Here is a 12,084-nt window from a genome sequence, read left to right on the forward strand (position 1 = left end):
TGTGGTTTTGTAGAGGCCGTACTGGCGCCTTCGCGAGCAAGCCCGCTCCCACAGGGGATTGGTGGTGTGAGCACTTTCTCAGTCACCCAGCAAATCCCCTGTGGGAGCGGGCTTGCTCGCGAATGGGACGACTCGGTTTAAGTCCGGTACTCAGCGTTGATCTTGACGTACTCGTGGGACAGGTCGGTGGTCCAGATGGTTTCGCTGCAATCCCCACGTCCCAGCTCGATACGGATGGTGATCTCTTCCTGCTGCATCACAGCCGCGCCCTGGGCTTCGGTGTAGGTCGCAGCACGAGCACCTTGGCTGGCGATGCAGACTTCGCCGAGGAACACGTCGATCTTGCTCACGTCCAGCTCAGGCACGCCGGCACGGCCCACGGCGGCGAGGATGCGGCCCCAGTTCGGGTCGGAGGCGAACAGCGCGGTCTTGATCAGCGGCGAGTGGGCCACGGTGTAGCCGACATCCAGGCATTCCTGGTGATTGCCACCGCCATTGACCTGCACGGTCACGAACTTGGTCGCGCCTTCGCCGTCACGCACGATAGCCTGGGCCACTTCCATGCACACTTCGAACACCGCCTGCTTGAGGGCGGCGAACAGCGCGCCGCTGGCCTCGGTAATCTCCGGCAGGTTGGCCTGGCCGGTGGCGATCAGCATGCAGCAATCGTTGGTGGAGGTATCACCGTCGATGGTGATGCGGTTGAACGACTTGTTGGCACCGTCGAGCATCAGGTCTTGCAGCACCTGGCGCGAAACCTTGGCGTCGGTGGCGATGTAGCCGAGCATGGTCGCCATGTTCGGACGGATCATGCCGGCGCCTTTGCTGATACCGGTGACGGTGATGGTCACGCCATCGTGCTCGAACTGGCGGCTCGCGCCCTTGGGCAAAGTGTCAGTGGTCATGATGCCGGTGGCGGCCGCAGCCCAGTTGTTCTCCGACAGGTCATCAAGGGCGGCTTGCAGCGCGCCTTCGATCTTCTCGACCGGCAGCGGTTCGCCGATCACGCCGGTGGAATACGGCAGCACCTGGCTGGCGTCAACGCCGGTCAGTTCCGCCAGCTTGGCGCAGGTGCGCTCGGCGGCTGCCAAACCTGGCGCACCGGTGCCGGCGTTGGCGTTACCGGTGTTGGTCAACAGGTAACGCACCGGCCCCTGCACGCGTTGCTTGGCCAGGATGACTGGAGCGGCACAGAAGGCGTTGAGGGTGAACACGCCAGCCACCGTCGAGCCTTCGGCGCAACGCATGACCACGACGTCCTTGCGCCCGGGGCGCTTGATGCCCGCCGAGGCAATACCGAGTTCAAAACCGGCAACCGGGTGCAACGTTGGCAACGGACCAAGACCAACAGCCATGAATGCGCTCCTAAATGAGATGTCTATCGACGCCGTCCTCATCGGGACGGCGATTGAAAATGGCAAAACGCCGCGACGGATAGAATCCGGTCGCGGCGCGGGTGGTTCAGCGTTGGAACGGGTTTATTGGATCTGCCCGTGGCAATGCTTGTATTTCTTGCCCGAACCGCAATAGCACAGTTCGTTACGGCCCAGCTTCTGCTCGTTGCGCACCGGTGCGGTCGCCAGGGCGACATCCACATCGACGCCCTCTTCGGCGACCACTTCCAGGCCCGGGGCCTCGGCGTGTTCGAACTGCATGCGGGCAGCCAGGGCTTCGGCTTCCTGACGCAGGCGAGCTTCTTCTTCGGCCGGGTCTTCGCGGCGAACCTGAACGTGGGACAGCACACGGATCGAGTCGCGCTTGATCGAATCGAGCAATTCGGAGAACAGCGTGAAGGACTCGCGCTTGTACTCCTGCTTCGGGTTCTTCTGGGCGTAACCACGCAAATGGATACCGTGACGCAGGTGGTCCATGGTCGACAGGTGGTCTTTCCACAGGTCGTCCAGTACTCGCAACACAATCTGCTTCTCGAAGGAGCGCAGCGCCTCGGCGCCCGCCTGGTCTTCCTTCTCGTTGTAGGCAGCGATCAGTTCGGCCAGCAGTTTCTCGCGCAGGGTTTCTTCGTACAGGTGATCGTCTTCGTCGAGCCATTGCTGGATCGGCAATGCCACGCCGAAGTCGCTCTGCAAGGCGGCTTCCAGGCCGGTGACGTCCCACTGTTCCGGCAGCGACTGCGGCGGGATATGGGCGCTGACGGTGGCGTTGAGCACGTCCTGGCGGAAATCGGCGATGGTTTCGCCAATGTTGTCGGCGGCCAACAAACTGTTACGCATGTGATAGATCACTTTACGCTGTTCGTTGTTGACGTCGTCGAACTCCAGCAGTTGCTTGCGGATATCGAAGTTGCGGCCTTCGACCTTGCGCTGGGCTTTCTCGATGGCGTTGGTCACCATGCGGTGCTCGATCGCCTCGCCTGGCTGCATGCCCAGGGCCTTCATGAAGTTCTTCACCCGGTCAGAGGCGAAGATGCGCATCAGGCTGTCTTCCAGGGACAGGTAGAAACGGCTGGAACCGGCGTCGCCCTGGCGACCGGCACGACCACGCAACTGGTTGTCGATACGACGCGATTCGTGACGCTCGGAAGCGATCACCTGCAAACCGCCGGACTCGAGTACCTGCTGGTGACGCTTCTGCCAGTCGGCCTTGATCTGCGCGATCTGCTCAGGCGTAGGGTTTTCCAGGCTGGCGACTTCCACTTCCCAGTTGCCGCCCAACAGGATGTCGGTACCACGACCGGCCATGTTGGTGGCGATGGTCAGCGCACCCGGGCGACCGGCCTGGGCGATGATCTCGGCTTCCTTCTCGTGGAACTTGGCGTTGAGGACCTTGTGCTCGATGCCTTCCTTGTTGAGCAGGGCGGACATGTGCTCGGAGGTCTCGATGGTGGCGGTACCCACCAGGATCGGACGGCCCTGGGCCATGCATTCCTTGATGTCGTTGATGATCGCCGCGTATTTCTCATCGGCGGTCAGGAACACCAGGTCGTTATAGTCTTTACGGGCCAGCGGCTTGTTCGGTGGAATCACCATCACTTGCAGGCCGTAGATCTGGTGGAATTCGAACGCTTCGGTGTCCGCGGTACCGGTCATGCCGGACAGCTTGTTGTACAGGCGGAAGTAGTTCTGGAAGGTGGTGGAGGCCAGGGTCTGGCTCTCGGCCTGGATGTTCAGGCCTTCCTTGGCTTCGATGGCCTGGTGCAGGCCTTCGGACAGGCGACGGCCCGGCATGGTACGACCGGTGTGTTCGTCCACCAGCACGACCTGGCCGTCCTGCACGATGTATTCAACGTTGCGATGGAACAGCTTGTGGGCACGCAGGCCGGCATAGACGTGGGTCAAAAGGCCCAGGTTATGGGCCGAGTACAGGCTCTCGCCTTCGGCCAGCAAACCAATACGGGTGAGCATTTCCTCGACAAACTGGTGACCCGCTTCGTTGAGCTCGACCTGACGGGTCTTCTCGTCAACGGTGTAGTGCCCGGCCTGGGTCACTTCGCCTTCGACTTCCTCGACGTGCAACTTGAGCTGCGGGATCAGCTTGTTGATCTCGATGTACAGCTTGGAGCTGTCCTCGGCCTGACCGGAAATGATCAGCGGGGTACGGGCTTCGTCGATGAGGATGGAGTCGACTTCGTCGATCACGGCAAAGTTGAGTTCACGCTGGAATTTTTCTTCCATGCTGAACGCCATGTTGTCGCGCAGGTAGTCGAAACCGAATTCGTTGTTGGTGCCGTAGGTGATGTCGGCGGCGTAGGCGGCGCGCTTCTCTTCCGGCGGCTGGAACGGCGTGACGACGCCGACGCTCAGGCCGAGGAATTCGTAGAGCGGGCGCATCCAGTTGGCGTCGCGGCGGGCCAGGTAGTCGTTGACCGTCACCACATGCACGCCCTTGCCGGACAGCGCGTTGAGGTAGACACCCAGGGTCGCCACGAGGGTCTTGCCCTCACCGGTACGCATTTCGGCGATCTTGCCTTCGTGCAAGGTCATGCCGCCGATCAACTGGACGTCGAAGTGGCGCATGCCCATGACCCGCTTGCCGGCTTCACGGGCGACCGCAAAGGCTTCGGGCAGGAGTTGGTCAAGGGTTTCCCCCTTGGCGATGCGGTCCTTGAATTCGGCAGTCTTGGCGCGTAACTGATCGTCCGAAAGGGCCACCATTTGCTCTTCGAAGGCATTGACAGTCTGTACCGTCTTGAGCATGCGTTTGACTTCACGCTCGTTCTTGCTTCCAAAAAGTTTCTTTAACAAAGGCGCAAACATATCGGCAGGATCTTCCACACTAAAGGGATGGAGGGCGGCCCCGTGAGTCGCCCGTGCAGCCCTCATGGCCGCATGCGAACGAGCATTCTACCCGGAAACGATGGAGAGGAAAGTGGCGTTATTCCACGATGCTGGCACAGCGCTGTGACGGGGCTTGCTTAAAATAAGGGCTTTTGCGCGAACTTCAACCCACAAAGCGCAGAAGTTACTTATTGATTGTGCAGCTAAAAGCCACTGGGCGAGAGGGTCGAGGCGCATCCGGCGCTTTCTGCTACCATGGCGCCTCTGTCACTTGCGGTATTCATTCATGGCCTTTCGCCCTCTTCCAGCCAAGGCGCCCGCCGTTCTGCTGCGCGAAGCCAAGCCGCTGAAAGCCATCTTCGGCCACGCCAAACGCCTGGGTCACCTGCAACGCCTGCTCGACAGCCAGTTGCAACCGGCCGCGCGCGAGCATTGCCACGTGGCTTCCTGGCGCGAAGGCAGCCTGCTGCTGATCGTCACCGACGGCCACTGGGCCACACGCCTGCGCTACCAGCAAAAACGCCTGCTGCGCCAACTCCAGGCGTTCGAAGAATTCGCCAACCTGACGCGGATCCTGTTCAAGGTACAACCGCCCACCGTCCAGGTCGGCGCCAAGGGGCACACGCTGGATTTGTCCACCGACGCCGCCGCGACCATTCAAGCCACGGCGGATGGCATCAGCGATCCCAACCTGCGGGCGGCGCTGGAGCGGTTGGCGGCGCATGCGCGGCCCAAGGATTGAGATTTTCGGCGCCTGTTGAATCGCTTTCGCGAGCAAGCCCGCTCCCACAGGGGATCTAGGCGAACACAAATTTTGTGTCTGGCAGAAACCCACTGTGGGAGCGAGCCTGCTCGCGATGGCGGCAGATCAGCCAGCCTATTTTTCGCCTGCTAAACCGTCTTCGCGAGCAAGCCCGCTCCCACAGGGGATTTGCGGCGGGCACACATTCTGTGTCTGGCAAAAATCTACTGTGGGAGCGGGCTTGCTCGCGAAAGGGGCGACTCGGTCCTGACTACCGGCGCTTGCTGCCCCCCAGCAACGACCCCATCAACCCACGCACCAATTGCCGGCCCAACTGATTGGCCGCCTGGCGCATCGCCGATTTAAGCGCCTGGCCGGCCGCGGTGCCGAGGAACTCGCCGGCTTTTTCGGTGAAGCTCGGTTCTTCCGCCGCCGGCTTGCCCGGCGCCTCTTCGGCCTGCGGTTCCAGCCCTTTGCGGCCCATCAGCACTTCATAGGCCGATTCACGATCAATGGGTTTGTCATAGCGCCCTTGCAACGGCGAACTGGCGATCAACCCGGCGCGCTCGGCTTCGCTCAGCGGCCCGATGCGCGATTGCGGTGGCGCCACCAGCACGCGCTGGACCACTTCCGGCGTGCCTTTTTCCTGCAAGGTGCCCACCAGGGCTTCACCGATGCCCAGTTCGGTCAGCACCGCCAGGGCATCGAATTGCGGGTTGGGCCGGAAACCGTCAGCCACCGCCCGCAGGGATTTCTGCTCCTTGGCCGTAAAGGCCCGCAACCCGTGCTGGATGCGCAAGCCCAACTGCGCCAGCACGTCATCCGGCAAGTCGCCCGGCGACTGGGTCACGAAATACACCCCGACGCCCTTGGAACGGATCAGCCGCACCACTTGCTCCAGGCGCTCCTGCAAGGCCTTGGGCGTCCCGGCAAAGAGCAGGTGCGCCTCATCGAAGAACAGCGCCAGCAACGGTTTGTCCGCATCACCGCGCTCAGGCAACTGCTCGAACAGCTCGGCCAGCAGCCACAACAGGAATGTCGCGTAGACCTTCGGCGCTTCGTGGACCAGGCGGCTGGCGTCGAGCAAGTGGATGCGGCCACGGCCATCGCTGGCCGGTTGCAGGATGTCTTCGAGCTGCAAGGCCGGCTCGCCGAACAACGCATCCGCACCCTGCTGTTCCAAAGTGGACAAGCGTCGCAACAACGCCTGGCTGGAGCCCGTGGTCATCAGCGCCGCGTCGTCCCCCAGCAACTCAGGGTTGTCCTTGAGATGGTTGAGCAGCGCTTTCAGGTCCTTGAGGTCCAGCAGTAACAAGCCTTCGCGGTCGGCCACCTTGAACGCGGCGTAGAGCGCCGACTGCTGGCTGTCCGTCAGTTCCAGCAGGCTGCCGATCAACAACGGACCCATTTCACTCAAGGTGGTGCGCAGTGGATGACCGGACTGGCCGTGGATATCCCACAAGGTCACCGGATAAGCCTGGGGCTTGTGGTTGAGCCAAGGCATGCCGGCGATACGCTCGGCGATCTTGCCTTGGGGGTTGCCGGCCGCGCCGAGGCCGCACAGGTCACCCTTGATGTCCGCCGCGAACACCGCCACGCCGGCATCGCTGAACATTTCGGCCAGGCGCTGCAAGGTGACGGTCTTGCCGGTACCGGTGGCGCCCGCCACCAGACCATGACGATTCGCCAGGCGCATGGCCTGGGCGATGGGCTGGCCGCTAAGGTCGGCGCCGATAATGAGTTGCGATGAGTCAGGCATGTGGTCACCCGTGGTGTTTGCGATATGACGCCATTTTGCACGCTTATATAAAAGCATGCCTGGGGCATTAAGGCTTGAATGCACAGTCAACACTGTATTTGGCCGGACCTATGTGGCGAGGGGATTTATCCCCGCTGGGCTGCGCAGCAGCCCTAAAGCAGCGTACTCCATCATCCTGGCACACCGAGTTGCATGGTTTGGAGCCGCTTCGCGGCCCAGCGGGGATAAATCCCCTCGCCACAGGAATCTGCATGACCGCTACGTCACCACAACCCCAACCGAACATCTATTCTTACTAAAGGTCAACACAGGAGAACACTGACCGGAGGGACGTTCATCGTGCATATAGCGGACATAACCATGTTCTACGCCCCCGCCAGCGGAGGCGTGCGCACTTATCTGGATGCCAAGCACCGGCGCCTGGGCGATCGGCCCGGTATTCGCCACAGCCTGCTGATTCCCGGCGCGCATTTGAGCGTGCATGACGGAATCTACAAGGTTCCAGCCCCTGCACTGCCGTTCGGCAAGGGCTACCGCTTCCCCCTTCGCCTGGCCCCCTGGCGCAATGTCCTGCGCGATCTACAGCCCGATCTGATTGAAGTCGGCGATCCCTACCTCACGGCCTGGGCCGCGCTGGATGCCCGTCGCCAGCTCGACGTCCCCGTCATCGGTTTCTATCACTCCGACCTGCCACTGCTGGTCAGCAACCGCATGGGCAACTGGTTCACCCCCAACATCGAAGCTTATGTCAGCAAGTTGTACGGCAATTTCGACCGGGTCCTGGCGCCGAGCCAGGTCATGGCCGACAAACTGACCGGGTTGGGGGTCAAGAACGTCTTCGTGCAACCGTTGGGCGTCGACCTGCAAACCTTCAACCCGGCCGCCCGCGACCCGGAGCTGCGCGCCGAGCTGGGCATCGCCGAGGACACGCGCCTGCTGATTTTTGCCGGGCGCGGCTCCAAGGAAAAAAACCTGCCGGTGCTGCTCAAGTGCATGAAACGCCTGGGCGAGCGCTATCACCTGTTGTTGGTGGGCTCGTCGATGCCCGCCGTGGTGCCGGACAACGTCACGGTGATCGATGAATTCTGCCCGGCACCGCAAGTCGCCCGGCTCATGGCCAGCGCCGATGCCCTGCTGCACGCTGGCGACCAGGAAACCTTCGGCCTGGTGATTCTCGAAGCCATGGCCAGCGGTATTCCGGTCGTGGCGGTGGCGGCCGGGGCTTTCACTGAGGTCGTCGATGAAGACTGCGGCCTGCTGTGCACACCCAACAATCCACAGGCCATGGCCAATGCCGTGCGGCAACTGTTTGCCGAAGGCTGCCAGCGCCGTGGTGTGCTGGCGCGCCAGCATGTGGAGCAGCATTACGCCTGGGATACCGTGGTCAACAGCTTGCTGGGGCACTACTACGCCGTGCTCGGCGGGCAGATGCCACTGCTGGCCAATGGTTGAGGTGAGGTCCGTGTCGATGAACCGCTCGTCCAGTGTCCTGTTTCGCAAATACGTTTCTTTCTTGGCGAGTGGCTGTTGTCGTCAGGCAAGGCGCCGCGACGAGTCATAGCCCGCTATGGCGAGGAGCGGCAACGCAGCATGACGACAACAGACACCGTCAAAAAGGAACAGTATTTGTGATACAGGACACTAGCGTGCTCCTGGTGCTGCACGACGTGGCACCGCAAACCTGGCCCGACTACCAGCCCTTCGTCGAAGCCGTTGACGCCCTCGGCCAGGTGCCGATGACCTGGTTGGTGGTGCCGGACTTTCACCGCAACAATGCCTTGGAGGCTGACCCCGGCTTTCGACGCCTGCTCGACAGCCGGGTCGAGCGCGGCGACGAACTGGTGTTGCATGGCTACTACCATTGCGACGACGGCCCTGCCGCCCGCCACCCCAAGGAGTGGTTCATGCGCCGGGTCTATACCCATGAGGGGGAGTTCTACAACCTGTCCGAGGCCGCCGCCCTCGCCCGCCTGCGCGCCGGTATCGAAACCTTTGAACGCTACCACTGGCCACTGGAGGGTTTCGTCGCCCCGGCCTGGCTGATGAGCGAAGGCACGCGCCAGGCCTTGCGCCAGTTGCCGCTGAGCTACACCAGTGACACCCAACACCTTTATCGCCTGCCTGACTTCACCGCCATCGATGCGCCGGGGCTGGTCTGGAGTGCCCGCAGCGCCTGGCGCCGTGGCCTGTCGAAAGTCATCAGCGACCAACGCGAACAGCGCTGGCGCCAGGCCCCGGTGATTCGCCTGGGCCTGCACCCGGTGGACATGCGCCATACCTTTTCCCGGGACTATTGGCTGCGCACCCTCCAACGCCTGCTCAACGACGGTCGCATACCCATGACCAAAGTCGACTGGCTGGCGACCCAGGGGCTGCGGGTCAGCAGCGCCGCATGAAACGGCTGATCTGGCTGGGTGCCGCCCTGCTCACGGCGCTACTGGTGCCGCTGCTGGTCGGCGGCGGGGAAATGTGGTCGCGGGTGCAGCGCTTTCCGTTGTCGCTACTGCTGGCCATGCTCGGCATGATCGTGCTGTGCTGGGGTTTGAACTCCGTGCGCTTGCGCCTGCTGCTGGGGGAGCACCGTGGGCGCATCGGCGGGCTGAAAAGCATCGGCGTGGTGATGTCCACCGAGTTCGCCATGTGCGCGACGCCCGGTGGCAGTGGCGGCCCGCTGACGCTGATGGCCCTGCTGGCGCGCAACGGCGTGCGCCCGGCCCATGGCAGCGCGGTGTTTGCCATGGATCAGTTGAGTGACTTGCTGTTCTTCCTCTGCGCCTTGGTGGGCATTCTGTTTTACGCGCTGTTCCAGAACCTCAGCCAGCGCATGGAGTGGATGCTGGCGTTAAGCGCGATTTCATTGTTTGGCGGGTTGTTCGGCTGTGTGCTGGTGGCCCGGTATCACCGCAGATTGATTCTGCTGGGTGCTCGACTGCTGCGCCACCTGCGCGTAAAAGCCGTCACCCGTCGACGCTGGGCGCGCAAGATCCTGAGCTTTCTGGCGGCGTTCACCGACACCTTGAAGTTGCCGCGACAGACACTGCTCCAGGTCTTCGGCCTGACCTGCCTGCATTGGGCGCTGCGCTACAGCGTGTTGTACCTGGCATTGAGGGGACTGGGGGCGGATTTGCAGTGGGCCTGGAGTTTCCTGATCCAGATGCTGTCCCTGAGTGCGGGACAGTTCAGCCTGCTGCCGGGCGGCGCCGGGGCGGCCGAATTGACGTCGGCGGCGCTGCTGGCACCCATGGTGGGCAAATCCACCGCAGCGGCGGCGATCCTGATCTGGCGGGCGGTGACCTATTACTTTTATCTGGTGGCCGGCGGGCCGGTGTTCTTCCTGATGGTCGGGCGACCGTTGCTCAAGAAACTGATCAGGCTCAGGCAGGCCTGACGTATCACGGCTTCTGTTCGGGCTCGTCCTGGGGATGCAGTTGCTCCCACAATTGCGCAGCATCGGGAAACTCAGTGCCGTCCTCCGGGCCCAACGCATCTGGGTCATAGCGGCTGAGGCAGCCCTCGCCCAGGGTCGCCGGCGCCTTGGAGGTGGCTTTGTCCAATGGATCGGTCATGGCGCGAGCGTCTCCCTTGAACTGTATGAGTTCCTGTGGCGAGGGGATTTATCCCCGTTGGGTTGCGGAGCAACCCTAAAGCGGCGAGCTCAATCTGGCATACCGGGTTGCCTGGATTGGGGCCGCTTCGCAGCCCAACGGGGATAAATCCCCTCGCCACAGGGACATCATTGCTCTTCAGAAAAAAGGCCTGGCGATCGCTCGTCCAGGCCCTTTGCAGTGCAGTCAGAACACCACGGTCTTGTTGCCGTGCACCAGCACCCGGTCTTCCAGGTGATAACGCAGGCCGCGGGCCAACACCATCTTCTCTACGTCACGGCCGAAACGCACCATGTCTTCGATGCTGTCGCTGTGGCTGACGCGCACCACGTCCTGCTCGATGATCGGGCCGGCATCCAGCTCTTCGGTCACGTAGTGACAGGTGGCGCCAATCAGCTTCACACCACGCATCGACGCCTGGTGGTACGGCTTGGCCCCGACGAACGACGGCAGGAAGCTGTGGTGGATGTTGATGACTTTATGGGCGTATTCGCGGCACAAGGCCGGCGGCAGGATCTGCATGTAGCGGGCCAGCACCACCACCTCGGCATCGTGCTGCTTGACCAGCCGCGAGACTTCGGCGAACGCCGGCTGCTTGTCTTGCGCGTTGACGGGTACGTGGTAGTACGGGATGCCGTGCCACTCCACCATGCTGCGCAAGTCGTCATGGTTGGAAATCACACAGGCGATGTCGCAATCGAGCTCATCGCTGTGCCAGCGGTGCAACAGATCGGCCAGGCAGTGGGACTCACGACTGGCCATCAGCACCACGCGTTTTTTCTGCGCGGTGTCGGTGATACGCCAGTCCATCGAGAACTCTTCGGCGATGGGGGCGAACGCTTCACGGAAGGCTTCGATACCGAAGGGCAGCGAGTCGGCACGAATCTCGTGACGCATGAAAAACCAACCACTTTGATTGTCCGAGTGATGGCTTGCTTCGGTGATCCAGCCGTTATGGGACGCCAGAAAGTTACTGACTTTAGCAACGATGCCGACGCGGTCCGGGCAAGCAATCACCAGACGAAAAGTGCGCATTAGGGAAACTCCAGAACTTCGCAAAGGCGGCCATTCTAGCCATTGCGCGGCAAAACTGCAGTATCGATGACACGCCAAACCCTCCGCGACGGCCTATCGCTGCGATCTGCGTGGCCTGGGGAAGCAGGCTATATGTGTGAAAAGATGTGAAGACTCTGTCGCGGCATTTAACTGCAACAGGCGTTTTTGTGGCACAGCACTAATTAATTAAATAAAACACCGGTTAAATGTTTACTTGATGAAACTGTCTGATTACTATTGCCGCACTGTGTCCTTGTCACCCGCGTCCTACATAAGGTAGTCCACATGTCCTTGATCAATGAATACCGCGCCACAGAAGAAGCCATCAAAGAACTGCAAGCTCGCCTGAAAAACCTGTCCCAAGACGACAAACTGCAAACCGAGCTTGAATTCGAAGGCAAACTGCGCACTCTGATGGGCGAATACTCCAAGTCGCTGCGCGACATCATTGCCCTGCTGGATCCAGAAGCCAAGTCGAGCAAAGCACCCCGTGGCGCCGTGAAAACTACCGGCACCAAACGCGCTCGCAAAGTTAAGCAATACAAGAACCCGCACAACGGCGAAGTCATCGAAACCAAAGGTGGCAACCACAAGACTCTGAAAGAGTGGAAAGCCAAGTGGGGCGGTGACGTGGTTGAAGGCTGGGCAACCCTGCTGGGCTAAGCCTCACCGGTTCGCACCGTTCTT

10 protein-coding genes are annotated in these 12,084 nt (G+C 61.6%); 5 read left to right on the forward strand and 5 right to left on the reverse strand.

Going from position 1 to position 12,084, the window contains the following annotated elements; genetic code table 11:
* Positions 1-137 precede the first annotated feature (137 nt).
* Complete coding sequence (argJ, locus tag AD662_RS22530; protein ID WP_053181341.1) at positions 138-1,355, reverse strand: bifunctional glutamate N-acetyltransferase/amino-acid acetyltransferase ArgJ; 1,218 nt, start codon at positions 1,353-1,355, stop codon at positions 138-140.
* 123 nt (positions 1,356-1,478) lie between these two features.
* Positions 1,479-4,214 carry a preprotein translocase subunit SecA gene (secA, locus tag AD662_RS22535; protein ID WP_053189768.1) on the reverse strand — a complete coding sequence of 912 codons (2,736 nt, stop codon included), beginning with the start codon at positions 4,212-4,214 and terminating at the stop codon, positions 1,479-1,481.
* A gap of 307 nt (positions 4,215-4,521) precedes the next feature.
* Between secA and AD662_RS22540 the strand changes: the two genes are divergently transcribed.
* Entirely contained in the window at positions 4,522-4,977 is a 456-nt protein-coding gene (locus AD662_RS22540) for a DUF721 domain-containing protein (RefSeq protein ID WP_018614283.1), read from the forward strand.
* A 271-nt stretch (positions 4,978-5,248) separates the two neighbouring features.
* Here the strand turns inward: AD662_RS22540 and AD662_RS22545 are convergent, their stop codons facing one another.
* Positions 5,249-6,736 carry a helicase HerA-like domain-containing protein gene (locus tag AD662_RS22545; RefSeq protein WP_053189769.1) on the reverse strand — a complete coding sequence of 496 codons (1,488 nt, stop codon included), beginning with the start codon at positions 6,734-6,736 and terminating at the stop codon, positions 5,249-5,251.
* 360 nt (positions 6,737-7,096) lie between these two features.
* On the opposite strand from AD662_RS22545, the gene gpgS reads away from it, so the two are divergent.
* The 3 genes from gpgS to gpgF all read left to right on the forward strand — a co-directional run bounded on the left by gpgS (position 7,097) and on the right by gpgF (position 10,124).
* Positions 7,097-8,188, forward strand: a complete 1,092-nt coding sequence (gpgS, locus tag AD662_RS22550) for an N-acetylglucosaminyl phosphatidylglycerol synthase (RefSeq protein ID WP_074849460.1) — start codon at positions 7,097-7,099, stop codon at positions 8,186-8,188.
* A gap of 179 nt (positions 8,189-8,367) precedes the next feature.
* Positions 8,368-9,132 (forward strand): N-acetylglucosaminyl phosphatidylglycerol deacetylase, encoded by a 765-nt coding sequence (gene gpgD, locus AD662_RS22555; RefSeq protein WP_053189783.1) that lies wholly within the window; start codon positions 8,368-8,370, stop codon positions 9,130-9,132.
* Positions 9,129-10,124 carry a glucosaminyl phosphatidylglycerol flippase gene (gpgF, locus tag AD662_RS22560; RefSeq protein ID WP_018614289.1) on the forward strand — a complete coding sequence of 332 codons (996 nt, stop codon included), beginning with the start codon at positions 9,129-9,131 and terminating at the stop codon, positions 10,122-10,124. Before gpgD ends, gpgF begins: the two co-directional genes overlap by 4 nt.
* 4 nt (positions 10,125-10,128) lie before the next feature.
* Here the strand turns inward: gpgF and AD662_RS29580 are convergent, their stop codons facing one another.
* On the reverse strand, positions 10,129-10,302 hold the full coding sequence (locus AD662_RS29580) for a hypothetical protein (protein ID WP_003205087.1): 174 nt from the start codon (positions 10,300-10,302) through the stop codon (positions 10,129-10,131).
* Between the two features lie 225 nt (positions 10,303-10,527).
* Positions 10,528-11,376: a formyltetrahydrofolate deformylase gene (purU, locus tag AD662_RS22565; RefSeq protein WP_018614294.1), complete on the reverse strand. Its 849-nt coding sequence runs from the start codon at positions 11,374-11,376 to the stop codon at positions 10,528-10,530.
* A gap of 306 nt (positions 11,377-11,682) precedes the next feature.
* Between purU and mvaT the strand changes: the two genes are divergently transcribed.
* On the forward strand, positions 11,683-12,060 hold the full coding sequence (gene mvaT, locus AD662_RS22570; RefSeq protein WP_003205091.1) for a histone-like nucleoid-structuring protein MvaT: 378 nt from the start codon (positions 11,683-11,685) through the stop codon (positions 12,058-12,060).
* The last annotated feature ends 24 nt before the right edge of the window (positions 12,061-12,084 follow it).

The organism is Pseudomonas kilonensis, from assembly GCF_001269885.1.
Taxonomy (GTDB): domain Bacteria; phylum Pseudomonadota; class Gammaproteobacteria; order Pseudomonadales; family Pseudomonadaceae; genus Aquipseudomonas; species Aquipseudomonas kilonensis.